Here is a 26,083-nt window from a genome sequence, read left to right as displayed (position 1 = left end):
ATGGATAAAATGCCCAAATGGGCCGATGTCGTTCTGATCCCACTGATCAGTCTGATATTGGCCGCGATCCTTTCGGCGCTGGTTATTCTGGCCATTGGTGAAAACCCGGTTGAAGCGGTGAATCTGATGGTTACCGGCGCGCTGGGGTCGACTTATGGCTGGGGCTATACGCTCTATTACGCGACCAATTTCATGTTCACCGGGCTGGCGGTAGCTGTGGCGTTCCACGCGCGGCTGTTCAACATCGGCGGCGAAGGCCAAGCCATGCTGGGCGGGCTTGGCGTTGCCATAGTGTGTCTGTACATCGACTGGCCGCATTGGAGCATTGCCCTGCTGGCCGCCTGTGCGGCGTCGATGCTGTTTGGGGCGGCATGGGCCGCGATACCGGCCTATCTGCAAGCCAAGCGCGGCAGTCATATCGTCATCACCACGATCATGTTCAACTTTATCGCGGCGGCCTTCCTGAACTATATGCTGGTCAATGTGATGCGCCCGCAGGGCTCGCAAGATCCTGCAACTGCACGCTTCCCCGAGGCCGTGCATCTGCCGACCTTCCAGTCGATGTTCTCGACCGCTGAAAACGCGGTGTTCAAAGGTGCGCCGGCCAATATCTCGTTCTTTGTCGCGATCCTGGCCTGTTTCGTGGTCTGGGCGCTGATCTGGCGGACGCGGCTGGGGTATGAGATTCGCGCCTATGGTCATTCCGAAACCGGCGCTGTTTATGCCGGTATCTCGCCCGTACGCATCACTATCGTCGCCATGCTTATCTCGGGTGCGTTGGCCGGGTTGATGGCGACCAACAACGTGATGGGAGAGGCTGAACGGCTGGTACTCAACTCGACCGAAGGTGCGGGTTTCATCGGGATTGCCGTGGCGCTGATGGGCCGATCGCACCCGTTCGGCGTGTTTGTGGCGGCCCTTTTATTCGGGTTCCTGTACCAGGGCGGTGCCGAATTGGCGCTGTGGACCTCGATCCCGCGTGAGCTGATCGTGGTTATTCAAGCGCTGGTGATCCTGTTTACCGGGGCACTGGACAACATGGTGCGCATGCCGCTTGAGAAACTGTTCCTCGGTCTGCGGAAGGGGGCCGAGTGATGGAGATTTTCGTAACACTCATTCAGGTTTTTGATTCAACGATCCGCCTGGCAACACCGCTTTTACTGGCGTGTCTGGCCGGGTTGTATTCGGAACGCGCGGGTATTTTCGACATCGGGCTGGAAGGCAAGATGTTGATGGCGGCGTTTTTCTCGGCGGCGATTGCGGCAGTGACCGGGTCTGTCTGGTTGGGCCTGCTGGCGGGAATCGGATCCTCGCTGATTTTGTCCGGCTTGCACGGGCTCGCTTCGATAACCTTCAGGGGCAATCAGCTGATCTCGGGCGTTGCCATCAACTTTCTGGCCTCGGGCCTGACCGTTCTGATTGCGCAGAGCTGGTTCAAACAGGGCGGGCGCACGCCTTCTCTCTTTGGCGGTGGACGGTTCGAATCTGCAGAGTTTCCTTATGCAATCGGCCCCGAAGATGCTGAACTGTCGGGGAAACCGGTTTCTGAACTGATGTCTGACACCAATTCGTTTCACATGGTGTATTCCGAACTACTCTCGGGTCATTCGATATTGGTCTATGTGGCGTTTCTGATGGTGCCATTGACATGGTGGATTCTGTATCGCACCCGGTTCGGCTTGCGCCTGCGCGCGGTGGGTGAAAATCCGGCTGCGGTGGATACCGCCGGTGTCTCGGTTGTCGGCCTGAGATTTGCGGCCGTTGCCATCTGCGGCGTGCTGTGTGGGATCGCCGGGGCCTATCTGGCCACTGCCCTGCAGGCCGGGTTCGTCAAAGAAATGACCGCCGGTCGCGGGTTCATCGCTTTGGCCGCGCTGATCTTTGCGAAATGGCGGCCTTGGCATGCGATGTGGGCTTGCCTGCTGTTCGGTCTGTTACAGGCGATTGCGCTGCGTTTCCAGAACATCGACCTGGGCGGCGTGGTTATCCCGGTCCAGGCCATGGACGCCCTGCCATATATCCTGACGGTGGTTATTCTGGCCGGGTTCGTAGGCAAAGCCGTCCCGCCACGCGCCGGTGGCGAACCCTATGTGAAAGAGCGCTGATAAGTCCAGTTTAAGACTCATTTCAGTCCTGTTCGCTGCAGAGCGGCATGCAGAGTTGATTTTGCATGCCGCAACCGCTCTAAGGGGGTATGTGTTTGTTTCCTGTGATAGCCAAGATCGGATTCGTTCCTGTCACGGTGGCAAACGCTCAAAAACGTCTCGGTTCCGGGGTCCGTTTTTCAATTCAGCCAGATCGGCTTGTCGGTCACGCAGCCCGCGCGATCGGCAGGTTGGTATTCGCCATACGGCCGCATTGCGCGCGCAGTATTAAAGCCTCATCCCTGTGGTATGAGACGGGCCGGATCACTTTGTGTGACGCGTCTGACCTCATCCGGTAAATACACATGCAGATCTACCTTCCAATCGCCGAAGTCTCCGTCAACGCCTTTTTGCTGCTGGGGCTGGGTGGGATGGTTGGCATCCTGTCGGGCATGTTCGGTGTAGGCGGCGGGTTTTTGATGACGCCGCTGCTGTTCTTCATCGGCATCCCCCCCGCTGTCGCCGTCGCAACCGAAGCCAATCAGATCGTCGCCTCGTCCTTTTCCGGTGTATTAGCGCATTTTCGACGAAAGACCGTAGATCTGAAAATGGGCACGGTCTTATTGATCGGGGGCTTAATGGGTGCGGCCCTTGGGGTGGTGGTGTTCAACTATCTCAAAAGCCTGGGCCAGGTCGATCTGCTTGTCACGCTATGCTACGTCGTCTTCCTTGGCGTCGTTGGTGGCCTGATGTTCATTGAAAGCTTGCGGGCACTGCGCAAGGCCAAAAAGGGCGGCGGCGCACCAGCAAAACGGCGCCAGCGTGGCTGGGTTCATGCGATGCCGTTCAAAATGCGCTTTCGCACTTCGGGCCTGTATATCTCGGTCATTCCCCCAATTCTGGTCGGGCTTTGCGTCGGTGTACTGGCGGCCATCATGGGCGTCGGCGGCGGCTTTATTATGGTGCCTGCAATGATCTATCTACTGGGCATGCCCACCAAGGTGGTGGTTGGAACATCCTTGTTTCAGATCATCTTCGTGACCGGCTTTACCACCATGTTGCACGCAACCACGAACTATACGGTTGATGTTGTTCTGGCCGTTCTGCTGCTGGTCGGCGGTGTCGTGGGCGCGCAGATTGGCACGGTGATTGGCGCGAAGATGCCCGCCGAGCAGTTGCGCGTTTTGCTGGCAGCCCTGGTTCTGGTGGTCTGCGGCAAGCTGGCACTGGACTTATTGATCGAACCATCCGAGCTGTATTCCATTGGCAGCGAAGGAGGGCACTGATCATGCTGAAACGCTTGATTGCCCTGCTGGTTTTCTGCTGCTCGCCAGCTCTTGCGCAAGAAGAGCAGGTGGTGCTGGGTCTCAGCCAGGACCGGGTCGCCATTACCGCGACATTCGATGGTTCTGAAATCCTGATCTTCGGTGCCGTCAAACGAGAAGCACCGATCCCCGCCGGCCCACCGCTTGAGGTGATCGTGACTGTGGCCGGGCCGTCCAGCCCAGTGACAGTCCGGCGCAAGGAACGCAAACTGGGCATCTGGGTCAACACTGACAGCGTTCTGGTCGATCTTGCGCCAAGTTTCTACGCCGTCGCCACAAGCGGGCCGCTGGATAATATCCTTTTGGACACCGAGGACCTGAGATACCGGATTTCAATCGAACGCGCCATCCGATCGGTCGGGGCGGCCATGCATATCCGAGGCGCGCAGGATTTTGCAGATGCCGTGGTGCGCATTCGCGAGGATGAGGGGCTGTATTCCATTCGCGAAAACACAGTGGCCGTGGATGAGCAAACCCTGTTCCGCACCTCAATTGCAATGCCTGCCGACCTGACCGAAGGCGACTATGCTGCGCGCATCTTCCTGACCCGCGGCAAAGAGGTGATCTCGGAATTTGAGACAACCATCGACGTGCGCAAAGTGGGGCTGGAGCGGTTTTTGTACAACATGTCCCGACAGCAACCTGTGTGGTACGGGCTGATGTCACTGGTCATTGCGATTGCAGCGGGCTGGGGGGCGTCGACTGCGTTCCGATTGCTGCGTGAAAACTAACCTCTAACCGCGCCCGATATAGGGCATCGTTGTTGCCATCACGGTCATGAACTGCACATTCGCCTCGGGCGGCAGGGTCGCCATATGCAGCACCGAGCGTGCTGCATCTTCAACCGCCATGGTCGGGTCGGGCGTCTGACCGGCCTCAACCGCGGCATCCACCAGTCCCTGTACCATCTGCGTGCGCGCGTTGCCGATGTCGATCTGACCGCAAGCAATTCCGAGGTCCCGCCCGTCCAGCGACAGACTGCGGGTCAGACCGGTGATGGCATGTTTCGTGGTCGTGTAATGCACCGAGTTCGGGCGCGGCACATATGCGGCAATCGAGCCGTTGTTGATGATGCGCCCGCCCTGCGGCGACTGGTGGCGCATGATCCGAAAAGCCTCGCGCGCGCATAGGAACATGCCGTTCAGATTGACGTTGACGGTTTGATACCAATCCTCCAGCGCGATCTCGTCGATGGTTCCGCCGGGCGCAAAGATGCCCGCATTGTTGAACAACGCGTCCAACCGGCCAGCCTTTTCCTGAAACGCGCCAAAGGCCGCATGGACCGCATCCGCGTCCGTTACATCCGCAACCAATGGGATCGCGTTTGTGCGATCCTTGGCCATTTCGTGCAACGTATCGGCACTGCGCGCCAACAGGCCCACTGTCCAGCCTTCGTTCAAGAACAAGTCCGCCGTGGCCCGCCCAATGCCCGAGCTTGCGCCGGTTACTATGATGGATGTCATGTATCTTCAGCCTCCAATGTCAAGGACGCCGCCGGAACCGCGCGCAGATCATCCACACGCAGCGGATGGGTGGGCTTGGCCAGACGGTTGCGCACAACCCAGATCAACCGCTCTTGCGCGCGGGTGATGGCGACATAGGCCAGCCGCTTCCAAAGCGGCTGCCCGGCCTCGGTCCTGCCCATGCGGGCGGCGGCGTAAATGTCCGGCGCAAAGACCTGTACCGTGTCCCATTGCGAGCCCTGCGCCTTGTGAATGGTTACCGCCGCGCCATGCAGAAAGGTGGCACCCATGCGGGCGGCGAAGGGGATAAAGGGTTCTTCTTCATCCGGTTTTTCGATCTTGACGATCGAGGCCGCACTGACCTGTGGGTCCTCGGCGCCCATCACGTGCAGGCGTGAAAAGCCCGGCTTGCGCCCCGGTCCCAAATAGATGACTTGCGCGCCTTTGATCAACCCGCGCGCCTCAAGGTCCAAACGTTTCTTGCGGTGTTTCAACGGCAGTTCGATGCCATCACAGATCATTGGTTCACCTTCCAGCAGCTCGGTCTCCGGCGCGCCGTGAACTTGCCGAAACGCCTGAATCAACCGAATACGTGTGGCGTTGCGCCAGACCAGAACCGGGCTGCGGGCCATCAGATCAACCTCGACCCGCTGACCCCAGACCACGCGGTCATCCTGACGGGCGGTTTGTTCTATAAGACGTTCGAAATCCTCGAACCCCATCTTAGGGTCCGCCAGCGCGTGGGCCAGGTCTAGGATAGGATTGTCCGCCTCTTGCCGGTGGACCCGGTGCAGGATCTGTTTGCGCGGCTCGGGCAAAGCGTCAAACACCATGCTGCCCGATTGATTGACGGGGGCCAGCTGCGCAGGGTCACCAAATAACAATAAGGTCGGAAAAATCTCTTGCAGGTCCTCGAATTGCCGGTCGTCCAGCATCGAGGCCTCATCGACGAACCCGATATCCAAAGGCTCGTCCCGACGTTTCCAGCCGGTGATGAAATCGGACCCGCGCAGTCCGGCGGCGGCCAAGGCACCAGGGATCGATTTATTATTCGCATAAAACGCCGCTGCACGGTCCAACGCCTCGTCCGTCAGACCTTGGACCTCGGGGCGTTCGTCATTGCCCGCCAGCCATTCGGCGATGCGTTCATATTCCGGGTCATAAACCGGGGTATAGAGAATGCGGTGAATGGTCGTTGCAGGGACCCCGCGCAGACGCAACACGCTGGCAGCCTTGTTGGTGGGGGCCAGGATCGCAAGGCTGCGCTTTTCCTTCGCTTTGCGGCTTTCGAAATCACCCGACACAATCTGAACACCGGTTTCGGCCAAGGCCTTGTACAGCTCGGCCAGCAACAAGGTCTTGCCCGAGCCGGCTTTGCCGATCACCGCCATCACACCGGATTTGCCATTGCCCGGCAATTTCAGCAGGGCATCATCATCCAGATCAACACCGGCTGATCGCAGCATTTCAGAAATGCTGTCATAGGCGGCCGCCTGGTCGTCAGAGAAGGTCACGGGGGGCAAAGACATGGCGCGACCCTACAGGGCCGCGCCAGCTATCACCAGAGAGGGATTGGGCTTTTCGCCTGATCAGGCCGACAGAGAAAAGCGATGCTGCCGTCCGATCCCGAATGCCGTCTTGAACCACAGCCGCGACAACTCTCGCGGGATCCCCGCGCGTTCGGCTACGCGGTTGCAATCATCGGCAGAATAGGGCCACAGCCCTACCGAAATCTGATCACGCCCATGCCCTTCGGTGCCCAGAACCACCGGGGACGATCCGATCAGGCGGTAAATCCGAATCATGCGTGCATCGAAGACCCCGGCGATATGGGTCAGGCCGAACCCTTCCATCATCTCACCGCCGCTTAGCATGATGGCGCCTGCGGTGTGCGGGCTGGCCGTGCGCGACAGGCAGAACCTTGTGACCTCCCAAATCAGCGGGCTGCAGACTGGTTTGCCACCGGTCAGATGGCCGAACACCTCGTTCACCATGACCGGGCCGGTGGTCGGCAACACGCGCATTGAGCCTCCATGACTGCCGTCTTCTTCTTCCCAGATGACATAGAGCGGGTTCCGATCGTCATACCGATCCCGCTCTTCCCCTTTTTCGTTAACGTGTACGTCCCAACCCAACCGGGTTTTGAACTGATCCGCGCGATCCCGGAACATCCCTTCGGCCAGATCCGGAAACTTGTGCAGCTCATCCGCATACAAATAGCGCAACATGACTTTTTTCCCCTTGTCGTCCTGTGCAGGAACGAAGGGGGTACAAAGTCATAGTTAATTTCCCGTTCTGAGGGCGCGTGCCTCTTAAACCACTATTAATCCTCGGCTGAGCGCTGTGGCGATGGCGTGAGTGGTGTTCTGCGCCCCAAGCTTCGCCCGGGCGCCTTCGATATAGACCCGTAGTGTATGTTCAGAGATAGACAGCGAATGGGCCACCTGAGCCCGGCTGTACCCCAGCGCCAGCAAGGTCATCGCGTCGACTTCGCGTGGCGACAGACTGCGGGCAGAGTCGGGCTGTCGATCAACTTCGAATTCCAGCGCTTTGCGGTTGAAATAATGCGCGATCAGGATCAGCTCACGACCATGACGCTCGATGAAACGCTGCCAGGTTTCATCATCACAGGTATGGTTGACCGTAAACAAGGCGAATTGCCCGTTCGGCCCCCGGATCGGGATGGAATAGCCTTGATTGCCGACACCGTGGCTTTGTGCGTCTTGCAGAAATGCCTTGGCCACTTTGCTGGACCAATCCAGCGTTTTCCAATCGACCGGGTGGAACCGCTGAAAGCACCCCAGGATGACCGGATCAATGCGGTGATAACTCTTTTCCAGATATCGCTCTGCCCAAGCATCGGGATAGGTCGTATAGCCGTACTGATCCCCGGCACCATCGACCCAGTGGTATATAAGGTGCTCGACTTTCAGCCGGTCACGCAATCGGATTGCGACGCCACTTAATTCATCAAGCGTGCTGGTGTTTTCCAAGTCCTCCAGGACTTGGCTCATATCGAGTATTTTTCCCATCCGCCGGCGTCCGTACCTCAGCCTTCATGGACGCGATCTCGGCTGCGGCGATCAGCTTGGTGTCGTCCAGCTGTTCGGCCAGCGCGATCATACCATTCTCAACAGCGAAGGCGTTGAGGTCCGACAACACGTCCAGTATCCACTCATTCTGCGCCATCAGGGTCTCTCCGAAACGGTTAACGAAGGGTTAACACAACCATAACATGTGCAATATTTTTTTGCCTATTCGCTGCTTTCTACTCCCCCAAAACAGTAGGGTTAATATCTATAACCCCTTAAAATGAATAGACTTACCCTTGAAAAAGTGACTCCCGCGAACCATTAACACGATTCGCGGGCACCATTACCTGATTTTGGTGCGGCTCAACCGCGGGCGTCCAAAACCTCTTCCAGAGTCCGCATTCCGGTCTGCGGAGCTTGAACCAAGACCGACATGTTGCCCGGCTTATGCTCGTTGCGCATCATCTTCATGTGCGCATCGGGTAGTTCATTCCACGAGAACACCTCGGACATGCATGGGTCCAGGCGACGCTCGACCATCAGCTGGTTCGCAGCAGCCGCTTGTTTCAGATGCGCAAAGTGCGAACCCTGCAGACGCTTCTGGTGCATCCACATGTAGCGCACGTCGAAGGTCAGGTTATAGCCGGTGGTACCGGCGCAGATCACAACCATGCCGCCCTTTTTCACCACGAAGGTCGACACCGGGAAGGTGCTTTCGCCGGGGTGTTCAAACACCATGTCGACATTGTTGCCCTTGCCGGTAATGTCCCAGATGGCCTTGCCGAACTTGCGTGCTTCTTTGAACCAATCGGCATATTCCGGTGTGTTCACTGTGGGCAATTGGCCCCAGCAATTAAAGTCTTTGCGGTTCAGAACACCCTTAGCACCCAGACCCATTACAAAGTCACGTTTACTTTCGTCCGAGATCACACCGATCGCGTTTGCACCCGCAGTGTTGATCAACTGGATTGCATATGAGCCCAGACCACCCGACGCACCCCAAACCAGAACGTTCTGGCCCGGCTTCAGATCGTGTGGCTCGTGACCGAACAGCATCCGGTATGCGGTGGCCAGTGTCAGCGTGTAGCAGGCGCTTTCTTCCCAGGTCAGGTGCTTGGGGCGCGGCATCAGCTGCTGTGCCTGAACATTAGTGAACTGAGCGAACGACCCATCCGGCGTCTCATAGCCCCAGATCCGCTGGCTGTCCGAATACATCGGATCGCCGCCGTTACAGGCTTCGTCGTCACCGTCATCCTGGTTGCAGTGGATTACGACTTCATCGCCCACTTTCCAGCGCTTGACCTTGTCGCCTACGGCCCAAACGATGCCCGATGCATCCGAACCGGCGATGTGGAACGGCTGTCCGTGACCATCAAACGGGCTGATCGGTTTACCCAACGACGCCCAGACGCCGTTGTAGTTGACGCCAGCGGCCATCACCAGAACCAGCACCTCGTGGCTGTCCAGCTTGGGGACATCTACCACTTCCAGCTGCATGGCCGTGTCCGGCTCGCCATGGCGTTCCTTGCGGATCGCCCATGCATACATTTGTTTCGGGACAAACCCCATCGGAGGGATTTCACCCATCTCATAGAGGTCTTTTTCCGGTGCCTCGTACGACGCGATGCCGCTATCGGTGTCCAGAGCCATGTTGGCCTCCTTTTCTAAAATCCTTGCCGCAACGCAGAATCGGCGGCTTTACCCGATGAGTATTTTCCATCGAGCAATATTGCAACCCATTTTGAGTTCATTTTGTAATTTTATGACCCAGCGGGTGCAGAAATTTCTTTTGCAGTCGCAGAAATCACTTGCCCTGCATCCAGTGGCGCCGAGGCTGCATAATAGTTCAACAGGTCAACTCTTTGACCTGACGACGATAATTTCCCGCCCTCGCGTTTCAGAATGCGGCGATCCACCAATTGCTGAATACTAGCCTCGATTGCACTATGCTCCAATGGTGCAGAACTTCCGTTGCGTCGCAGCAGTTGGTCTATCAGCGCCACCGCGTCTGTTTCGGCAATTTCGCCCTTTTCACGCACCAACCAACACGTAGCAGGCCCCGGAACCAGCGGAATCGCTTTACCAATGCCCACCATCAAGTCCCGCGCCAGATCGGTCATCAGGTTGGTATTGTGGTCCGCCCGGAACGCCCGCAGCGAAACAGGCTGGCCGTACCGCACCGAAGCCACGCCGAATCGCTGATAACGACCTACCAACCGTCGGCCGACCTGTTTGATAATCCACCAGGCGATGACCCCGATCCTGGCCCGAAACCTGCGTTCATTTCCCAGCGCCGCTTTGGTCAGGATTGTATCCTCTAGCACGCGGTCATAATTCAGCGCGACGGGTACAAAAACAACGTCCCTACCGTCGGGGGTGGTGGCATCAATGATGTATTTGAGCAGCCCCAGCTTTGGCCGACCCAGTGCGCCGGTCAAGCTAAGACCGCCCTCGGGGAACATAGCTTGTGTCACGCCCGCTTCGGTCGCGTGCCGCACATAGCAAGCCAGCACCTGCCGATAAAGCTCACTGCCCGATTTGCGGCGGATAAAGTAGGCACCCATTGCCCGGATCAAACGGCTAAGCGGCCAGACGCGCGCCCATTCCCCAACCGCATAAGACAGCGCAGATTGTTGCGCCGCCAGATAGGTCACCAACACATAGTCCATATTGCTGCGATGGTTCATGACGAAAACAACCGTCGCCTCTGGGTCAATGTTGCGCAGGGCTTTTTCGTCCATATAGCTAAGACGCACGTTATAAAACGCGTTGCTCAGCATACGAGTCAGGCGGATGGCGATGCTGAAATAGGCTACCGCTGAAAAGGACGGAACGATTTCGCGCGCATAACGACGGGCCGTTTCAAAGGCCACGGCCTCGGGAACACGTTCCTCGCGTGCAAAGTTCTGAACCGCCTGCCCGACCTGCGGGTCATAAATCAGCCGCTGAATCATGTCATGTCGATGCGCCAGCTTGAACGGTTGGATGGGTCGCTGCAGGCGTTTGTTCAGGCGTTTGACTGCCCGCTCAAGCCGGCGGCGAAAAAACCAGCGCACCGAAGGAAACAGAAAATGCGAGGCCAGAGTGACCGCGGCAAACACCACGATCAGCAAAAACAGCCAAAGCGGAAGTTCCACGGTCTGAGTCATGCACGCACCCTGCCACCAAACCGGGCCACCTACAATCTGAAGAACCTGAAATGCCGCGACGCAGCGAATTGACATATCCCGAAAATTGCGCTTTAGAGGCCAGTGACGTAATTTTCTTGCCCACCCGCAACACGAGGCCCAGCTATGACGCAGACGCAGAAAGATCGCCCTTGGCTCATCCGAACCTATGCCGGTCATTCCACCGCCAAGGCCTCAAACGCGCTGTATCGCGGGAATTTGGCGAAGGGACAGACCGGTCTTTCCGTGGCTTTCGACCTGCCGACGCAGACCGGTTACGACAGCGATCACACATTGGCGCGCGGCGAGGTCGGCAAGGTTGGCGTTCCGATCAGCCATCTGGGCGACATGCGGGTATTGTTCGATCAGATTCCGTTGGAACAGATGAACACCTCGATGACGATCAACGCCACCGCCCCTTGGTTGCTGGCGCTTTATATCGCTGTGGCCGAGGAACAGGGCGCGGACGTGTCCAAGCTGCAAGGCACCGTGCAGAACGACCTAATCAAGGAATACCTGAGCCGCGGCACCTATGTTTGCCCGCCAAAACCGTCGCTGAAGATGATCGCGGACGTGGCCGAGTATTGCTATACCAACGTGCCGAAATGGAACCCGATGAATGTGTGTTCCTATCACTTGCAAGAAGCCGGCGCGACACCCGAACAAGAGCTGGCCTATGCACTGGCCACGGCCATCGCCGTATTGGATGAGCTGCGCCCCCGCGTCCCAGCCGAGGATTTCCCGGCGCTTTGCGGTCGCATTTCGTTCTTTGTGAACGCGGGCATCCGCTTTGTCACCGAAATGTGCAAGATGCGGGCTTTCGTGGATCTTTGGGACGAAATTCTGCAACAACGCTATGGCGTCGAGGATTCAAAATACCGTCGGTTCCGCTATGGTGTTCAGGTCAACTCGCTGGGCCTGACCGAGCAGCAGCCCGAAAACAACGTCTATCGCATCCTGATCGAAATGCTTGCCGTGACCTTGTCGAAAAAGGCCCGCGCCCGTGCTGTGCAATTGCCCGCATGGAATGAAGCGTTGGGTTTGCCACGTCCGTGGGATCAGCAATGGTCGATGCGGATGCAGCAAATCCTGGCCTATGAAACCGACTTGCTGGAATATGGTGACCTGTTTGACGGCAACCCCGTCGTGGACGCTAAGGTTGAAGTGCTGAAAGCAGGCGCGCGGGCTGAATTGGGCAACCTCGAATCGATGGGCGGCGCGGTGGCGTCGATCGAATACATGAAATCCCGTCTGGTCGATTCCAACGCCGAACGCCTGAACCGGATCGAACGCAACGAAACCGTCGTGGTCGGGGTGAACAAATGGACACAGGGCGAACCCTCACCACTGGAGACCGAAGATGGCGGTATCATGGTTGTCGACCCTGCCGTTGAGCAAGAGCAGATCAACCGCCTGAATGAATGGCGCGCAGATCGTGACGACGCAGCCGTCAAGGCGGCTTTGGCCGCACTACGTGAGGCGGCGCGATCCGGCACCAACGTGATGGAACCGTCAATCGCCGCCGCCAAGGCAGGTGTCACCACCGGCGAGTGGGCTGAAGAAATGCGCAAGGTCTACGGTACCTACCGCGGCCCAACCGGCGTCTCAGGTTCGGTATCGAACAAGACCGAAGGGCTGGAGGATCTGCGCGCTGCTGTTGATGCGGTCAGTGACAAACTGGGGCGCCGCCTGAAATTCCTGGTGGGTAAGCCGGGATTGGACGGCCATTCAAACGGAGCCGAGCAAATCGCCTTCCGCGCCCGCGATTGCGGCATCGACATCAGCTATGAAGGCATTCGCCTGACACCCGAGGAAATCGTCACGGCTGCCATTGAAGACAAGGCCCATGTCATCGGTCTGTCGATTCTGTCCGGCAGCCACATCCCATTGGTGCAAGACGTCATGACCCGCCTGCGCGAAGCCGGGCTGAACGATGTCCCTGTCGTGGTTGGAGGGATCATTCCCGATGATGATGCAGCGAAACTAAAGGCAATGGGCGTTGCCAAAATCTATACGCCCAAGAACTTTGAGTTGAATGTAATCATGGGCGATATCGTAACTCTGGTCGATCCGCAAAATATCGCGGCTGAATAATTCAACCCTTTTTGGGAAATCTCTGTTTCTATTCCCCTTCACGAGGGGATAGATAAATTTCGGATTTGGAATTACGGTGGGCTATTGCGTCCACGTATGACGAAGTGCGGAACGGAGAAAAAAATGGCGATCAGCCTAGATAAAATGTCTCGAAAAGAACTGCTTGAATTGCGCGACAAGGTGGAAATCGCGCTTAAAAATGCGGAAAAGCGTGATCGCAAAGAGGCTTTGAAAGCGGCCGAAAAGGCCGCCGCTGAGTTCGGATTTTCACTTTCAGACCTGTCTGGCAATGGCTCAAAGCTACCTAAAAGCCCGAAAGCCAACGCAAAATACAAGAATCCGTCCAATCCTGAACAAACCTGGTCGGGCCGAGGCCGCAAACCGCAATGGGTTCATGACGCGTTAAAAGCCGGGGCAGATATTTCGGATTTGGAAATCTGACAGGAATTGAGTGAAAAATGACAATTCATATTGGCGCAGAAAAAGGTGAAATTGCTGAAACCGTTTTAATGCCCGGTGATCCCTATCGGGCGAAATGGGCGGCAGAGTCCTTTTTGCAGAATGCCAGGCTGGTCAATAATGTGCGGGGCATGCTGGGTTTCACCGGAACCTGGAAAGGACACCCGGTTTCAATTCAGGGCAGCGGCATGGGGATGCCGTCCTTGTCGATTTACGCCAATGAACTGATCCGCAATTTTGGTGCCAAAACCCTGATCCGCATCGGATCGTGCGGCGGGATGCAGGACAGCGTCAATATCCGCGATGTGATATTGGCGATGACCTCGACCACGCTCAGCACGCCATCACGCGGCATTCTGAAAGAACTTAACTTTGCCCCCTGCGCCGACTGGGGTTTGCTACAGGCGGCGGCTCAGGCGGCGGCGGCGAAAGGGACACCCACGCATATCGGCGGGATTTATTCGTCGGACGTGTTTTATGACGAACGACCTGATTTGAACGAACAGATGGTGCGACACGGCATTCTGGGGGTCGAGATGGAGGCCGCCGAATTGTATATCCTCGCCGCGCGTCACAATTGCCGCGCGCTGGCGGTTCTGACCGTGTCCGATCACCTGCTGACGGGTGAGGCACTGCCGTCGTCCGAACGCGAAAGCAGCTTTGGGGATATGGTGGAAATCGCGCTGCAAGCAGCATTTCCCGACGCGGCATAGCCACAGACAGGGCGAAAGATCGCCCTGCTGTCCTATTTCCCTTTCAGGCAACTGGTCGGTGTATCAGCGCCTTCGTGCTGTGCCCCGCAATAGGCACAAACCCAAACGCCTTCCTTGCGGTGTTGCCGCCATCGGCAATCACGCGTCAACGACGACGTACGTGATCGCCAGATAAAATAGGCGAACACTCCGGCCGCCAGTACTAACAACAGAATGGGCATGCTTATGCATTGCCCAATCCAAGGATAAATTCAAGCGTTAGGCGGCGTTTGCGTATTCGAACAATTCAGGCTCGTGAACCTCAGCCACCGGCGCAGGTTCCGGCGTGTAATAAGCCCAAGCTTGTTCCAACAGTTCCAGAGCTTCAGCAGCGTTCGTTTTTGAGTTTTGGTCGTGCATCGGAGCGATCCCGTTTCGGTTCCATCACTCCTCCCCTGTTGAAAGGTTAAGCAGTCCAACAACTGACTTCATCACATCTTTTTGCAATCTCGGCATGACAAAACTGCATAAAAGGCTGGCACTTGCATCTGCCAGCCTTTCTCGTCTTTCGCCAATTACGCGATCATACAAGCATTCGCTTTAGCGGCTTGTTCTTCGCTGACGCCGTTGCCGGAAACGAACACCGCAGTCTGCTTACCATCCTGAAGGGTGTATTGAGTGGTAAATGCCCCCCCAATTCCGGCCTGTTTTGCACAGTCTACCTGTTTGAATGCTAAGTCCGCCCGGTCGCTGCCCGATCCACCACACGCTTAAAGAATGGTGATGGCAGAAATTGACAAGGCTTTTAGTAGTCTATGGGTCATTGATGTACTCCGACATTACAATGCCCGCATAACACGAAATAACCCGAAGTGTTGCCACCCCAGGTTTTGTCTTCTTTTGTGGCTGTGATCAAACGGACCGATCGACCATCATCTTCTTGATCTCGGCAATTGCCTTGGCCGGGTTCAGCCCCTTGGGACAGGTCTTGGCACAGTTCATGATCGTATGGCAGCGATACAGCTTGAAGGGATCTTCCAGCTCGTCCAGACGCTCACCCGTGGCTTCATCGCGGCTGTCGATGATCCAACGATAGGCATGCAGCAACGCGGCGGGCCCAAGGTAGCGATCGCCGTTCCACCAGTAACTCGGGCACGAGGTCGAGCAGCTGGCGCACATCACACATTCATACAAACCATCCAGCTTTTTGCGGTCTTCGATCGACTGCTTCCACTCTTTTGCGGGGCGGTTGGTCTTGGTTTCCAACCACGGCATGATCGAAGCGTGCTGGGCATAGAAATGTGTCAGATCGGGGATCAGGTCTTTGACTACCGGCATATGCGGTAGCGGATAGATTTTCACGTCACCCTTGATCTCATCCATGCCGTAGATACAGGCCAGCGTGTTGATCCCGTCGATATTCATTGCGCAGGAACCGCAGATGCCTTCGCGGCACGAGCGGCGGAAGGTCAGGGTCGGATCGATCTCGTTCTTGATCTTGATCAGCGCATCCAGAATCATCGGCCCACAGCTGTCCATATCAACGAAATAGGTGTCGAGCTGGGGGTTTTTTCCATCATCCGGGTTCCAGCGATAGATCTGGAACTTACGCACATTGGTCGCGCCTTCCGGCTTCGGCCAGGTTTTGCCCGTCGTGATGCGCGAATTCTTGGGGAGGGTTAGTTGTACCATAAAGTTCCTCTCCTTAGAACGTCCGCGCCTTCGGCGCGATTTTCTTGAGGCTGATGCCACCTTCTTCTTCGGTGGTCAGCGGATCGGCAATAACCGGGCGATAGCTGAGGTCAACCTTGTTGCCCTCAACCCGCGAAACGGTATGGACACGCCAGTTTTCGTCGTCACGCTCGGTGAAGTCTTCATGCGCATGGGCACCGCGGGATTCCTTGCGTGCCTCGGCACCAACGATGGTGGCCAGCGCGCTTGGCATCAGGTTGGTCAGTTCCAGAGATTCCATCAGATCACTGTTCCACACCAACGAGCGGTCGGAGACCTTCAGGTCGTCCATCTTGGCCGCGATCACCATCATCTTTTCGACGCCCTCGGCCATGGTCTTGGCGGTCCGGAATACGGCTGCGTCTTCCTGCATGGTTCGCTGCATCTCAAGCCGCAGATCGGCGGTAGGGATTGCGCCGCTCGCATTCCGCACAGCATCAAACCGGTCAAACGCCTTGTCGACCGACGCTTGGTTCAGAACCGGGTTCGACGCTTTGGCATCGACAACCTCACCGGCCCGGATCGCTGCCGCACGGCCAAACACCACAAGGTCGATCAGCGAGTTCGAGCCCAAACGGTTCGCCCCGTGAACCGAAGCACAACCCGCTTCACCCACGGCCATCAGGCCCGGCACAACAGCCGTTGGGTTATCGGCTGTGGGGTTCAGAACCTCGCCCCAATAGTTGGTCGGAATGCCACCCATGTTATAGTGCACGGTCGGCAGAACCGGGATCGGTTCCTTGGTCACGTCCACACCGGCAAACACACGCGCCGATTCCGAGATGCCCGGCAGACGTTCCGCCAGCGCTTCGGCCGGTAGGTGGCTGAGATTCAGGTGGATGTGGTCGCCATTGTCACCATGGCCACGGCCTTCACGGATCTCCATGGTCATCGAACGCGAGACGTAGTCACGTGGCGCGAGGTCCTTGTATTGGGGCGCGTAACGCTCCATGAACCGTTCACCTTCCGAATTGGTCAGGTAGCCACCCTCGCCCCGTGCGCCTTCGGTGATCAGGCAGCCCGAACCGTAGATGCCGGTCGGGTGGAACTGCACGAATTCCATATCCTGCAGCGCCAGGCCCGCGCGGGCCACCATACCGCCGCCGTCACCAGTACAGGTATGGGCCGACGTCGCGCTGAAATAGGCACGGCCGTAGCCGCCGGTCGCCAGTACCACCATCTTGGCGTTGAAGACGTGCATCGTTCCGTCGTCAAGCTTCCAGCAGACGACACCCTGACACTGCCCGTCCTCGGACATGATCAGATCGATGGCAAAGTATTCGATGTAGAACTCGGCGTTGTTCTTCAGCGACTGACCATACAGCGTGTGCAGGATCGCATGGCCTGTCCGGTCGGCTGCGGCACAGGTGCGCTGCACGGCAGGACCTTCGCCGAATTCGGTTGTGTGGCCACCGAAGGGACGCTGATAAATCTTGCCTTCTTCGGTCCGGCTGAAGGGCACGCCGTAGTGCTCCAGCTCATACACCGCTTTGGGTGCTTCACGGGCCAGATATTCCATCGCGTCGGTGTCACCCAACCAGTCCGAACCCTTGACGGTATCGTACATGTGCCACTGCCAGTGGTCCGGTCCCATGTTAGACAGAGATGCCGCGATGCCGCCCTGCGCCGCAACCGTGTGCGAGCGTGTCGGGAACACTTTGGTGACGCATGCAGTGCGTAGGCCCTGTTCGGCCATGCCCAGCGTCGCCCGCAGACCTGCACCACCTGCGCCTACGACAACGACGTCGTATTCGTGGGTTTCATATTCATATGCTGCTGTCATTGTTCTTGTTCCTTACCGCGCATCACAGGGCGAGCTTGACCAGAGCGAACAGCCCGGCCGCGATCAGCGTGTAGCCCAGGGCCCACATTGCAACGAGCGAGACTTTCTCGAGAACACCATGGACATAATCTTCGATGGTTTCCTGCGCCTCATACATCAGCTGTTGCATGCCCACGACCAAAGTCAGAGCGGTCACAATTGCCGGGAATGGGCGGCTGAAATAGGCGACGACTTCTTCGTATGTGCCGCCGATACCGGCCCCGAAGGTGAAGATGAAGATCGGAACCAGCACGGTCAGGATCATCGCCCGGACCATGGTGCGCCAATGTGTTTGTGTGCCGGATTTCCCTGCGCCCAGACCCTGCGCGCGTTTACGGTCAGTCAGATATCGCATGTGCCGCCCCCTTAAACCGTAATCACAGTGATAATGGTCAGGATGGTCGCACCGACGAACATGCCTAGACCCAGTTTCTCAGAGACCTCAACATCAAGGCAGTAGCCGAAATCCCAAAAGACGTGACGCAGACGACCCAGCGTGTGATACCAAAGCGCCCAGGTGGCCAAGGTCAGGAGGATGTCGCCGAACCAGCTGCGCAGAAAACCGTCGATGGCCAGAAACGCGCTTTCCGATGTCGAAGCGGCCAACAGCCACCAGACGATCAGGATTGCAACGGCAAAGGCGCCCAATCCCGAGAGGCGAACCATGATCGACGACAACGAAGTCATCTGGGGGCGATAGATCATAATGTGTGGCGAGAGCGGGCGGTTGCCCCGATTGACATCGGCCATGTCGGCTCCTCTTTCGTTGGCTACCGGTCGTTTTACTGTTTTTTGCCCTTCTGTCACGTGCTGCATGCGCAAAAATGGGTAAAAAGGGTTCAAAATAGCAGATTTCATCAGTTTGTGATCACGCAAAATAATACTGTGATCACGAAAACCCTTCCAAGCCTTGAATGTTAGCGTTTTCAGGGAACAAGCATTGTGATCACGAATCTGCTACTGCTGCTCCAAAGCCGCTGATTGCTGTGTAACTTCGCGCAACAGCTTCTTTCGAATCCGCTCGGGGTAATCGGCAAACCCCGCTGCCGACACCACAAATGCGCCCTCGCCGACAATGACATTTTCAAAGAAATAGGCGGTCAGGTCCGGTTCGCTTTCCTCGATCGCAATTGCGTTTACCGTCACCCCGCGTGTGCGCAACGCCCTGTGCGTCTCGGTTGGTTCGACACCCTCGTTCGACACCCCATCGCCCGAAATGTCTATCAGATGCCGTTTGCAATCCGCCACCGCATCGAAGCTGGACATGGTCATCTCAAGCGCCTCACCGATTGCGGTTGAAAAGTTGCGCCAAACCCTGGGGTCGTCGGCAACTTGATCGGCAAACCGTTCAAGCGTGTCAAAGCTATCGATCCGGGTCCACGGGATCGTCACCTTTTGACGCGAGGACCCGGTCCACTGCACCAGCATCAACTGTGCCTGCCCCCTCACCAGCGCCTCGGACACCAAGGGGTCGCGCAGCCCGGCGGCCAGCCCATCCATCTGTATCCGGTATTCCGTCGTATCGACCGAACCGGATACGTCCACTGCCAAAGCCAACGCCAGATCGCACGCGACGGCGGGCGGCGTCAGAAACAGGAAGGCAGCAAGTGATCGAAGTAGGACCATGATCGCAGCCTAGCATGATTGACACAGGCTGCGATCAAATGAATGTGGGACGTGCTCAGATTGGCATCAGCGCCCAATAATCAAGGTCCAACAGGACGTTCGGCTGATACCGGCCATCTTCGTTTTTCAGCGCAAACGGCTCTCCACCCTTTGTCGCGACCAGCCGCAGACGGATGGCACCCACGCCCGGCACGCCGGTTTCGGCCTTGTCCAGAACCTCGGACCAGGCCTTGATTGTGTCGCCTGCGAAGCAGGGGTTGGCATGGGCGCCGCCGTTCAGGCCGACAATCATCTGCGCATTGGCCAGGCCATTAAATGACAATGTCCGCGCCATCGAAATCACGTGGCCACCATAAATCAAACGACCATCGGGCCGGAAGGTCAGGTCGAAATGCACCTTGGCTGTGTTCTGCCACAGCCGGGTGGCAAGCATATGCTCGGCCTCTTCCACCGTCACGCCGTCGACATGATCAATGGTTTCGCCAATCTTGTAATCACCCCAACGATGCGCCTCGCCCGATTGGGCAAAATCGTAATTCGAGAAATCCAACCCCGCGGGCACCACCAGGTCTTTGGGCTCAAGCACCTTTTTCAGGTCCGGTACAACCGCCTCGGGCGCGGGGGCGTCAAGGTTCGATTTGCGCACCATCACCCAGCGGACATATTCGATCACGACCTCATCGCGCTGATTCAGGCCACGCGTGCGTACCCAGACCACGCCGGTCTTGCCGTTCGAATTCTGCTTGACCCCGATTACCTCGGATTCAGAGCGCAGCGTATCACCGGGATAGACCGGCAACAGCCAGCGCCCCTCGGCATATCCCAGATTTGCAACCGCGTTCAGCGAGATGTCTGGCACGGTCTTGCCAAACACCACGTGGAAAGCAGCAAGATCGTCAATCGGGCTTTGCTGCAAGCCGCAATTCCGAGCAAATTCATCCGACGAATAAAGCGCGAGTCGCGCCGGGTAGAGCGCATGGTACAGCGCCCGCTCTCCGTCAGTTACAGTACGCGGCACGGCGTGATGCAGCACCTGACCAACAGAGTAGTCCTCGAAAAAGCGGCCCGGATTTGTCTTTGCCATTATTGCTGTCCCAGTTTCATATCGGAGGAATAGTCGGCCTCGACCTCTTTGGTCACAGCCTGCGCACACCGCATCATGCGGCTGTTTTCGTCATAGGCGTAAGACGGATCGCCATACAGCTCCCACCCTTTTGCTAAGGCGTCTGACACTTTGTGGCAGAAGGCGGATGTGTCTTCCTCAGTCAGCAGGCGATAGAGTTTTGCCATGATGTCATTTCCTTAAGATGGGAAGGGAGACGGACCAACCAGCCCGTGAATATAGCCGATCACACCCAACAACACGATCGAGGCGACAAAGAACATCGCGTCCTTGCCATAGGTACCGGGTTCACCGGGTGTCCAATCGGGCTCAGACTTGTTGATCACAATGACCTCGACAACAGCCCAGGCCAACAGCCCGCCGAACAGAATGATCGAGGCCAAATCGCCGTTAACCAGCAAATGCGCAAAAGCCCACAGCTTGAACCCGCCCAGCATTGGGTGGCGAAGCTTGTTCAACAGGCGACCCTTGGTGCCTGCGGGGCTCATCATATAGATCGCGATCAACACCAACAGATTGTTTATGTGGATCATGAAGGATGGTGGTGCCCAGACGAAAACGGTATCGGTCATGCGATAGCCGAAGATCATTAGCAGGATTGCCACGACCAGCGCCAGCGCAACCGCGCCTTTGCCCGCGCTGCCCATCGCCGCGCGCTGCGCCGGCATGACGCGTTGGAACAGATGAGCGGCCCACCACAGCGCCACCCCAAGGATCAGAAGAACAAAGCCCATTGCTGGCTACCCCGCTTGCAAAGCTGAAATCGCCTCTGCTTTTGCCAGAATTTCGCGGGCTGTTACAACATGCAGGTTTTCAACGATCTTCCCATCCACGACGGCAACGCCCTGCCCCTGTGCCTCGGTCTCTTCAAAAGCTGCAATCTGACGGCGGGCCAAGTCGATCTCGGCCTCTGACGGCGCATAGGCCGCGTTGGTGATGTTGACCTGCGCCGGGTGGATCAGCGTCTTACCGTCAAAACCCATGTCACGGCCTTGTTCGCATTCTGCGGCCAGACCAGCCTCATCCTTGAATGCGTTATAGACACCATCCACGATGATCAGCCCATTGGCCTTGGCGGCCAACACGCACAGGCCCAGCGACGTCATCAACGGCAGACGGTCCGGACGGAACCGGGTTTGCAGATCTTTGGCCAGATCGTTGGTGCCCATGACAAAGCCTGCCATCAACGGATGCGCTGCAATCTCGGCCGCGTTCAACATCCCTTGCGGAGTTTCCATCATCGCCCAGATCGGCATGTCGCCGGTGATCGCGGCCAGCGCGTCCACGTCAGCGGCCGAACCCACCTTGGGCAACAACACGGCATCCGCGTCCATCTCGCGTACGGCTTCGGCGTCGGCACGGCCCCATTCGGTATCCAGCCCGTTGATGCGCACGATCCTGACCCGGTCACCATACCCGCCAGCAGCCAGTGCCGCCCTGAGCGTTTCGCGGGCATTGACCTTTTCGTCGGCGGCAACGGCATCTTCAAGATCAAAGATGATCGCATCCACTGGCAGGGTGCGGGCCTTATCCAGCGCCCGATCGCGCGAGCCGGGGATATAGAGAACGGAACGATAGGGGCGCTGACGGGGGTCCATTGGCCTCTCCCTTTGAAAGAATGTTGCGCGGAATGGGGCATTTTTTGTCGGAAAGTTCAAGGGCAAAATCGCCGCGCTGCAGCATTTACGACGCAACGTGCGGAGCTTTAACCGGATTTCTGCCCGCCGGACGCACTCTGATTGCTATGGAATCGAAAGGGGTGCCTGATGAAAACGACGCTGTTCAAGATGACGATGGGCCTTGGGATCATGGTTCTGGCCGCACAACAGGTACAGGCCCGCACCTGTGCCCCGCGCGAAGACATAGTGAAGCGCCTGACCGAGACCTACGGCGAAACACGCCGCAGTATCGGCGTCGCGCGGCAAGGGACCGTGATGGAGGTTTACGCTTCGGATCAAAGCGGCAGCTGGACGATCACGGTGACATTGCCGGACGGGATAACTTGCCTAGTTGCCTCGGGCCAGGCCTATGATGATATGGCCGAGGCGCTGCCGCCCAACGTCTAGGTCAACGCGTCCCAGATCAGCTTGCTGCCGGTCAATGTCAGCAGCACAAAGGCGATGCCAAAGAACAGGCGCTCGGACAGCATGAAATGCGCCCGGACGCCCAGCCAAGCACCCAGAATAGCAAAGGGCGTCAGCAGCAGGTCAACCCATGCGGTGTGCCAGGTGAACAGACCCAGATAGGCATAAGGCACAAACTTCGCGATATTGATGACCCAGAAAACCAGCACGGTCGACGCCTGAAACTGAGTCTTCGTCAAGCGCTGCGACAGCAGGTAGACCGCGGCCGGGGGCCCTCCGGCGTGGCTGACGAAACTGGTGAACCCGGCGATCAGACCCGCGAACAGCCCGGCAGGCGGTGGCAGGCGGTTGGCAAAACCGCGCACCCAGCCTTTGGTCTGCGAAAAATGCCAAATCACAAATCCGACAGAAATTCCGCCGATCAACAATCGCAGCAGGTCATCATTGGTGGCGCGATACAACCACGCCCCCAGCGCAACCCCCGGCACAGCGCCCAGTATTAACAGGCGTGAATCCGGCCAACTCCACCGTTTCCAGTATGGGCCAAGGGTGGCCACATCGATCACCATCAGGATCGGCAACATCAGCGCAAGCGCCTGCCCGGGTTCAAGTATCAGGGCCAGAATCGACGAGGACGCAAACGCCACCCCCGACCCGAACCCGCCCTTCGAGATTCCGGCAAAGACCACCGCAGGGATCGCCACGGCAAAAAACATCAAGTTCAATTCGAACATGTGGCGTCCTGCAAATTGGCCTGTCTAAAAGGCCGTTTAGCGCAATCACACGGCCGGGTGCAAATGGTATGCGGTTGCATGCCGCGCCCAAGGGTACTTGCGCGAAACCCATTTAACGACTAGCAAAACCGCGATTTCAAAACCGACCGGAGATAATCCAAATGGCCAGACCCAAGATCGCGCTGATCGGCGCAGGTCAGATCGGCGGCACGCTCGCCCACCTCGCAGCAATGAAAGAACTGGGTGACGTCGTCCTGTTCGACATCGCCGAAGGCACCCCCGAAGGCAAGGCGCTGGACATCGCTGAATCCGGCCCGTCCGAAGGCTTTGACGCCAAGCTGAAAGGCACTCAGTCCTACGAAGATATCGCTGGCGCCGACGTCTGCATCGTGACCGCTGGCGTCCCTCGCAAGCCGGGCATGAGCCGCGACGACCTGTTGGGCATCAACCTGAAGGTCATGAAATCTGTCGGCGAAGGCATTGCGGCCAACGCACCCGACGCGTTCGTCATCTGCATCACCAACCCGCTGGACGCGATGGTCTGGGCGCTGCGTGAATTCTCGGGCCTGCCGCACAACAAGGTCTGCGGTATGGCAGGTGTTCTGGATTCGGGCCGCTTTGCTCATTTCCTGGCCGAAGAGTTCAACGTCTCGATGAAAGACGTCACCGCGTTTGTTCTGGGCGGCCATGGCGACACTATGGTGCCGTCGGTCCGTTACTCGACCGTCGCCGGTATCCCACTGCCCGATCTGGTCGAGATGGGCTGGACCACGCAAGAGAAGCTGGACGCGATCGTGCAGCGCACCCGTGACGGCGGCGCCGAAATTGTTGGCCTGCTGAAAACCGGTTCGGCCTTCTACGCACCGGCCACGTCGGCAATCGAAATGGCCGAAGCCTATCTGAAAGACCAAAAGCGCGTCCTGCCCTGCGCAGCCTATTGCGAAGGTGAGCTGGGCGTCAGCGGCCTGTACGTGGGCGTACCCACCGTGATCGGCGCGGGCGGTATTGAAAGGATCGTCGACATCAACTTGAACGAAGAAGAGCAGGCTGGTTTCGACAATTCGGTCAACGCGGTGAAGGGCCTGATCGAGGCGTGCAAAGGCATCGACAGCTCGCTGGCCTGATCCCTTCTGTGAGAATTCTGAAAGCCGGTCCTTTTCAGGTCCGGCTTTTCTATTGCCCGTTTGCCCAAGTCCGAATGGAGCTACCGAAAATGTTGGCGCAAACGTTTTAAATTATGTTTTTGAATGTGTTTTTGGCAGGTTTGGTTTCAGATTCGAATCAAGTAACTGCCCGAGAATGAATTGTGATCACACCCCAAAAAACTGTGATCACAAATAACAAAAATCTACGCTAAAAAGCTCTTCGCCGTCAAAAAAGCCTTTATATTTGCGCTCTACAGCCCTCTATAACGGTGTAATCGTAGTCAGACGGGACAGTGTTGATGAACATTCACGAATATCAGGCCAAAGCTCTTCTTCGCAGCTATGGCGCTCCGGTCTCCGAGGGACGCGCGGTTCTGCGCGCCGAGGAAGCCAAAACCGCAGCCGGTGAACTGGACGGCCCGCTTTGGGTTGTCAAAGCGCAAATCCACGCAGGTGGACGCGGCAAAGGTAGCTTCAAAGAGGCCGATGCCGGTGAAAAAGGCGGTGTGCGTCTGACCAAATCGGTGGAAGAAGCCGCCGAAGAAGCCAAGAAGATGCTAGGCCGCACGCTGGTTACGCATCAGACCGGCCCGGCGGGCAAACAGGTTAACCGCATTTATATCGAAGCCGGTTCCGGCATCGAGCGTGAACTGTACCTGGCCCTGCTGGTGGATCGCCAGACCAGCCGCATTTCCTTCGTCTGTTCGACCGAAGGCGGCATGGACATCGAAGAAGTGGCCGCAGCCACGCCCGAGAAAATCCTGTCCTTCTCGGTTGACCCTGCAACCGGCTATCAGCCCTATCACGGCCGTCGCATCGCCTTCTCGCTGGGTCTGGAAGGCGCTCAGGTCAAGCAATGCGTCAAGCTGATGGGTCAGCTCTATAACGCTTTCGTCGAGAAGGACATGGAGATGCTGGAGATCAACCCGCTGATCGTGTCCGACAGCGGCGACCTCAAGGTGCTGGACGCCAAGGTCGGATTTGACGGCAACGCGGTCTACCGCCACCCCGACATCGCCGAACTGCGCGACACGACCGAGGAAGACCCCAAGGAACTCGAAGCCTCGAAATACGACCTGAACTACATCGCGTTGGACGGTGAGATTGGCTGCATGGTCAACGGCGCCGGTTTGGCGATGGCGACGATGGACATCATCAAGCTGTATGGCGCTGAGCCTGCCAACTTCCTCGACGTGGGTGGCGGTGCGACCAAAGAGAAAGTGACCGAGGCGTTCAAGATCATCACCTCGGACCCGCAGGTCAAAGGCATTCTGGTCAACATCTTCGGCGGCATCATGCGCTGCGACGTCATTGCCGAGGGCGTTGTCGCCGCGGTGAAAGAGGTCGGCCTGCAGGTTCCGCTGGTCGTGCGTCTGGAAGGCACGAATGTCGAGAAAGGCAAAGAGATCATCAACACCTCGGGCCTGGACGTGATCGCGGCGGACAACCTGAAAGACGGTGCCGAGAAGATCGTGAAGGCGGTTAAGGGGTAATCGCCACAG

27 protein-coding genes and 1 pseudogene are annotated in these 26,083 nt (G+C 57.6%); 10 read left to right on the top strand and 18 right to left on the bottom strand.

The genetic code is table 11. The features are described from left to right. The 4 genes from ACR0AL_RS13280 to ACR0AL_RS13265 all read left to right on the top strand — a co-directional run bounded on the left by ACR0AL_RS13280 (window position 1) and on the right by ACR0AL_RS13265 (window position 4,140). Entirely contained in the window at window positions 1-1,095 is a 1,095-nt protein-coding gene (locus ACR0AL_RS13280; RefSeq protein WP_170350593.1) for an ABC transporter permease, read from the top strand. Continuing rightward, on the top strand, window positions 1,095-2,105 hold the full coding sequence (locus tag ACR0AL_RS13275; protein WP_170350594.1) for an ABC transporter permease: 1,011 nt from the start codon (window positions 1,095-1,097) through the stop codon (window positions 2,103-2,105). Before ACR0AL_RS13280 ends, ACR0AL_RS13275 begins: the two co-directional genes overlap by 1 nt. 344 nt (window positions 2,106-2,449) lie before the next feature. Beyond that, on the top strand, window positions 2,450-3,370 hold the full coding sequence (locus tag ACR0AL_RS13270; RefSeq protein ID WP_170350595.1) for a sulfite exporter TauE/SafE family protein: 921 nt from the start codon (window positions 2,450-2,452) through the stop codon (window positions 3,368-3,370). Window positions 3,371-3,372: 2 nt separating this feature from the next. After that, a complete protein-coding gene (locus tag ACR0AL_RS13265; RefSeq protein ID WP_170350596.1) occupies window positions 3,373-4,140 on the top strand; it encodes a TIGR02186 family protein in 768 nt (255 codons plus the stop codon). 3 nt (window positions 4,141-4,143) lie between these two features. Here ACR0AL_RS13265 and ACR0AL_RS13260 read toward each other — a convergent pair whose 3' ends face one another. From ACR0AL_RS13260 to ACR0AL_RS13230, 7 genes are all read right to left on the bottom strand, one after another. Next, window positions 4,144-4,872, bottom strand: a complete 729-nt coding sequence (locus ACR0AL_RS13260) for an SDR family oxidoreductase (RefSeq protein ID WP_170350597.1) — start codon at window positions 4,870-4,872, stop codon at window positions 4,144-4,146. After that, complete coding sequence (locus tag ACR0AL_RS13255) at window positions 4,869-6,401, bottom strand: ATP-dependent DNA helicase (protein ID WP_170350598.1); 1,533 nt, start codon at window positions 6,399-6,401, stop codon at window positions 4,869-4,871. The genes ACR0AL_RS13260 and ACR0AL_RS13255 overlap by 4 nt, the downstream gene beginning before the upstream one ends. Before the next feature lie 60 nt (window positions 6,402-6,461). Next, window positions 6,462-7,100: an acyl-homoserine-lactone synthase gene (locus ACR0AL_RS13250; protein WP_480663338.1), complete on the bottom strand. Its 639-nt coding sequence runs from the start codon at window positions 7,098-7,100 to the stop codon at window positions 6,462-6,464. An 84-nt stretch (window positions 7,101-7,184) separates the two neighbouring features. Continuing rightward, window positions 7,185-7,904 carry a helix-turn-helix transcriptional regulator gene (locus ACR0AL_RS13245; RefSeq protein ID WP_170361413.1) on the bottom strand — a complete coding sequence of 240 codons (720 nt, stop codon included), beginning with the start codon at window positions 7,902-7,904 and terminating at the stop codon, window positions 7,185-7,187. Beyond that, entirely contained in the window at window positions 7,843-8,061 is a 219-nt protein-coding gene (locus ACR0AL_RS13240; RefSeq protein ID WP_170350439.1) for a hypothetical protein, read from the bottom strand. The genes ACR0AL_RS13245 and ACR0AL_RS13240 overlap by 62 nt, the downstream gene beginning before the upstream one ends. A gap of 206 nt (window positions 8,062-8,267) precedes the next feature. After that, window positions 8,268-9,554 carry a crotonyl-CoA carboxylase/reductase gene (gene ccrA, locus ACR0AL_RS13235; RefSeq protein ID WP_170377733.1) on the bottom strand — a complete coding sequence of 429 codons (1,287 nt, stop codon included), beginning with the start codon at window positions 9,552-9,554 and terminating at the stop codon, window positions 8,268-8,270. 110 nt (window positions 9,555-9,664) lie between these two features. Further along, the gene (locus ACR0AL_RS13230; protein WP_170350602.1) at window positions 9,665-11,053 is read right to left on the bottom strand and encodes a 1-acyl-sn-glycerol-3-phosphate acyltransferase; all 1,389 of its coding nucleotides are present in this window, start codon (window positions 11,051-11,053) and stop codon (window positions 9,665-9,667) included. A gap of 135 nt (window positions 11,054-11,188) precedes the next feature. Here ACR0AL_RS13230 and ACR0AL_RS13225 point away from each other — a divergent pair. From ACR0AL_RS13225 to deoD, 3 genes and pseudogenes are all read left to right on the top strand, one after another. Continuing rightward, a pseudogene (locus ACR0AL_RS13225) lies at window positions 11,189-13,165 on the top strand (methylmalonyl-CoA mutase family protein); the annotation flags it as partial. 123 nt (window positions 13,166-13,288) lie between these two features. After that, entirely contained in the window at window positions 13,289-13,606 is a 318-nt protein-coding gene (locus ACR0AL_RS13220; RefSeq protein WP_170350763.1) for an H-NS histone family protein, read from the top strand. 17 nt (window positions 13,607-13,623) lie between these two features. After that, window positions 13,624-14,337 (top strand): purine-nucleoside phosphorylase, encoded by a 714-nt coding sequence (gene deoD, locus ACR0AL_RS13215; protein WP_170350604.1) that lies wholly within the window; start codon window positions 13,624-13,626, stop codon window positions 14,335-14,337. Between the two features lie 258 nt (window positions 14,338-14,595). Here deoD and ACR0AL_RS13210 read toward each other — a convergent pair whose 3' ends face one another. From ACR0AL_RS13210 to ACR0AL_RS13165, 10 genes are all read right to left on the bottom strand, one after another. Further along, window positions 14,596-14,736 (bottom strand): hypothetical protein, encoded by a 141-nt coding sequence (locus tag ACR0AL_RS13210; protein ID WP_170350605.1) that lies wholly within the window; start codon window positions 14,734-14,736, stop codon window positions 14,596-14,598. A 492-nt stretch (window positions 14,737-15,228) separates the two neighbouring features. After that, complete coding sequence (locus ACR0AL_RS13205; RefSeq protein ID WP_170350606.1) at window positions 15,229-16,008, bottom strand: succinate dehydrogenase iron-sulfur subunit; 780 nt, start codon at window positions 16,006-16,008, stop codon at window positions 15,229-15,231. Between the two features lie 13 nt (window positions 16,009-16,021). Then, window positions 16,022-17,830 (bottom strand): succinate dehydrogenase flavoprotein subunit, encoded by a 1,809-nt coding sequence (sdhA, locus tag ACR0AL_RS13200; protein WP_170350607.1) that lies wholly within the window; start codon window positions 17,828-17,830, stop codon window positions 16,022-16,024. A gap of 22 nt (window positions 17,831-17,852) precedes the next feature. After that, entirely contained in the window at window positions 17,853-18,224 is a 372-nt protein-coding gene (locus ACR0AL_RS13195; RefSeq protein WP_170350608.1) for a succinate dehydrogenase, hydrophobic membrane anchor protein, read from the bottom strand. An 11-nt stretch (window positions 18,225-18,235) separates the two neighbouring features. Next, a complete protein-coding gene (gene sdhC, locus ACR0AL_RS13190; protein WP_480663336.1) occupies window positions 18,236-18,619 on the bottom strand; it encodes a succinate dehydrogenase, cytochrome b556 subunit in 384 nt (127 codons plus the stop codon). Between the two features lie 207 nt (window positions 18,620-18,826). Then, window positions 18,827-19,495 (bottom strand): DUF1194 domain-containing protein, encoded by a 669-nt coding sequence (locus tag ACR0AL_RS13185; protein ID WP_170551612.1) that lies wholly within the window; start codon window positions 19,493-19,495, stop codon window positions 18,827-18,829. Window positions 19,496-19,550: 55 nt separating this feature from the next. After that, window positions 19,551-20,579: a MaoC family dehydratase gene (locus tag ACR0AL_RS13180; RefSeq protein ID WP_480663334.1), complete on the bottom strand. Its 1,029-nt coding sequence runs from the start codon at window positions 20,577-20,579 to the stop codon at window positions 19,551-19,553. After that, entirely contained in the window at window positions 20,579-20,785 is a 207-nt protein-coding gene (locus ACR0AL_RS13175) for a DUF1737 domain-containing protein (RefSeq protein ID WP_170350615.1), read from the bottom strand. The genes ACR0AL_RS13180 and ACR0AL_RS13175 overlap by 1 nt, the downstream gene beginning before the upstream one ends. Before the next feature lie 12 nt (window positions 20,786-20,797). After that, the gene (locus tag ACR0AL_RS13170; RefSeq protein WP_170397171.1) at window positions 20,798-21,352 is read right to left on the bottom strand and encodes an NnrU family protein; all 555 of its coding nucleotides are present in this window, start codon (window positions 21,350-21,352) and stop codon (window positions 20,798-20,800) included. Between the two features lie 6 nt (window positions 21,353-21,358). Next, the gene (locus ACR0AL_RS13165; RefSeq protein WP_480663332.1) at window positions 21,359-22,216 is read right to left on the bottom strand and encodes an HpcH/HpaI aldolase/citrate lyase family protein; all 858 of its coding nucleotides are present in this window, start codon (window positions 22,214-22,216) and stop codon (window positions 21,359-21,361) included. A gap of 168 nt (window positions 22,217-22,384) precedes the next feature. Here ACR0AL_RS13165 and ACR0AL_RS13160 point away from each other — a divergent pair, with 168 nt between their 5' ends. Beyond that, window positions 22,385-22,684 carry a hypothetical protein gene (locus ACR0AL_RS13160; protein ID WP_170397167.1) on the top strand — a complete coding sequence of 100 codons (300 nt, stop codon included), beginning with the start codon at window positions 22,385-22,387 and terminating at the stop codon, window positions 22,682-22,684. On the opposite strand, the gene ACR0AL_RS13155 is transcribed toward ACR0AL_RS13160, so the two are convergent. Next, the gene (locus ACR0AL_RS13155; protein WP_480663330.1) at window positions 22,681-23,436 is read right to left on the bottom strand and encodes a sulfite exporter TauE/SafE family protein; all 756 of its coding nucleotides are present in this window, start codon (window positions 23,434-23,436) and stop codon (window positions 22,681-22,683) included. The genes ACR0AL_RS13160 and ACR0AL_RS13155 overlap by 4 nt on opposite strands. Before the next feature lie 161 nt (window positions 23,437-23,597). On the opposite strand from ACR0AL_RS13155, the gene mdh reads away from it, so the two are divergent. Together mdh and sucC are read left to right on the top strand one after the other, a co-directional pair. Beyond that, on the top strand, window positions 23,598-24,560 hold the full coding sequence (gene mdh, locus ACR0AL_RS13150; protein WP_480663328.1) for a malate dehydrogenase: 963 nt from the start codon (window positions 23,598-23,600) through the stop codon (window positions 24,558-24,560). Between the two features lie 320 nt (window positions 24,561-24,880). Continuing rightward, complete coding sequence (gene sucC, locus ACR0AL_RS13145; protein WP_170350625.1) at window positions 24,881-26,074, top strand: ADP-forming succinate--CoA ligase subunit beta; 1,194 nt, start codon at window positions 24,881-24,883, stop codon at window positions 26,072-26,074. Window positions 26,075-26,083 lie beyond the last annotated feature (9 nt).

This window comes from Ruegeria sp. BB1, from assembly GCF_056539465.1.
Note: the sequence above shows the minus strand (reverse complement) of the source record. Positions and strands in the feature narration are given on the sequence as shown.

Coding starts and splice junctions, on each gene's coding strand:
- ACR0AL_RS13280 (WP_170350593.1), top strand. CDS start 1: ATGGATAAAATGCCCAAATGGGCCGATGTCGTTCTGATCCCACTGATC.
- ACR0AL_RS13275 (WP_170350594.1), top strand. CDS start 1,095: ATGGAGATTTTCGTAACACTCATTCAGGTTTTTGATTCAACGATCCGC.
- ACR0AL_RS13270 (WP_170350595.1), top strand. CDS start 2,450: ATGCAGATCTACCTTCCAATCGCCGAAGTCTCCGTCAACGCCTTTTTG.
- ACR0AL_RS13265 (WP_170350596.1), top strand. CDS start 3,373: ATGCTGAAACGCTTGATTGCCCTGCTGGTTTTCTGCTGCTCGCCAGCT.
- ACR0AL_RS13260 (WP_170350597.1), bottom strand. CDS start 4,872: ATGACATCCATCATAGTAACCGGCGCAAGCTCGGGCATTGGGCGGGCC.
- ACR0AL_RS13255 (WP_170350598.1), bottom strand. CDS start 6,401: ATGTCTTTGCCCCCCGTGACCTTCTCTGACGACCAGGCGGCCGCCTAT.
- ACR0AL_RS13250 (WP_480663338.1), bottom strand. CDS start 7,100: ATGTTGCGCTATTTGTATGCGGATGAGCTGCACAAGTTTCCGGATCTG.
- ACR0AL_RS13245 (WP_170361413.1), bottom strand. CDS start 7,904: ATGGGAAAAATACTCGATATGAGCCAAGTCCTGGAGGACTTGGAAAAC.
- ACR0AL_RS13240 (WP_170350439.1), bottom strand. CDS start 8,061: ATGGCGCAGAATGAGTGGATACTGGACGTGTTGTCGGACCTCAACGCC.
- ccrA (WP_170377733.1), bottom strand. CDS start 9,554: ATGGCTCTGGACACCGATAGCGGCATCGCGTCGTACGAGGCACCGGAA.
- ACR0AL_RS13230 (WP_170350602.1), bottom strand. CDS start 11,053: ATGACTCAGACCGTGGAACTTCCGCTTTGGCTGTTTTTGCTGATCGTG.
- ACR0AL_RS13220 (WP_170350763.1), top strand. CDS start 13,289: ATGGCGATCAGCCTAGATAAAATGTCTCGAAAAGAACTGCTTGAATTG.
- deoD (WP_170350604.1), top strand. CDS start 13,624: ATGACAATTCATATTGGCGCAGAAAAAGGTGAAATTGCTGAAACCGTT.
- ACR0AL_RS13210 (WP_170350605.1), bottom strand. CDS start 14,736: ATGCACGACCAAAACTCAAAAACGAACGCTGCTGAAGCTCTGGAACTG.
- ACR0AL_RS13205 (WP_170350606.1), bottom strand. CDS start 16,008: ATGGTACAACTAACCCTCCCCAAGAATTCGCGCATCACGACGGGCAAA.
- sdhA (WP_170350607.1), bottom strand. CDS start 17,830: ATGACAGCAGCATATGAATATGAAACCCACGAATACGACGTCGTTGTC.
- ACR0AL_RS13195 (WP_170350608.1), bottom strand. CDS start 18,224: ATGCGATATCTGACTGACCGTAAACGCGCGCAGGGTCTGGGCGCAGGG.
- sdhC (WP_480663336.1), bottom strand. CDS start 18,619: ATGGCCGATGTCAATCGGGGCAACCGCCCGCTCTCGCCACACATTATG.
- ACR0AL_RS13185 (WP_170551612.1), bottom strand. CDS start 19,495: ATGGTCCTACTTCGATCACTTGCTGCCTTCCTGTTTCTGACGCCGCCC.
- ACR0AL_RS13180 (WP_480663334.1), bottom strand. CDS start 20,579: ATGGCAAAGACAAATCCGGGCCGCTTTTTCGAGGACTACTCTGTTGGT.
- ACR0AL_RS13175 (WP_170350615.1), bottom strand. CDS start 20,785: ATGGCAAAACTCTATCGCCTGCTGACTGAGGAAGACACATCCGCCTTC.
- ACR0AL_RS13170 (WP_170397171.1), bottom strand. CDS start 21,352: ATGGGCTTTGTTCTTCTGATCCTTGGGGTGGCGCTGTGGTGGGCCGCT.
- ACR0AL_RS13165 (WP_480663332.1), bottom strand. CDS start 22,216: ATGGACCCCCGTCAGCGCCCCTATCGTTCCGTTCTCTATATCCCCGGC.
- ACR0AL_RS13160 (WP_170397167.1), top strand. CDS start 22,385: ATGAAAACGACGCTGTTCAAGATGACGATGGGCCTTGGGATCATGGTT.
- ACR0AL_RS13155 (WP_480663330.1), bottom strand. CDS start 23,436: ATGTTCGAATTGAACTTGATGTTTTTTGCCGTGGCGATCCCTGCGGTG.
- mdh (WP_480663328.1), top strand. CDS start 23,598: ATGGCCAGACCCAAGATCGCGCTGATCGGCGCAGGTCAGATCGGCGGC.
- sucC (WP_170350625.1), top strand. CDS start 24,881: ATGAACATTCACGAATATCAGGCCAAAGCTCTTCTTCGCAGCTATGGC.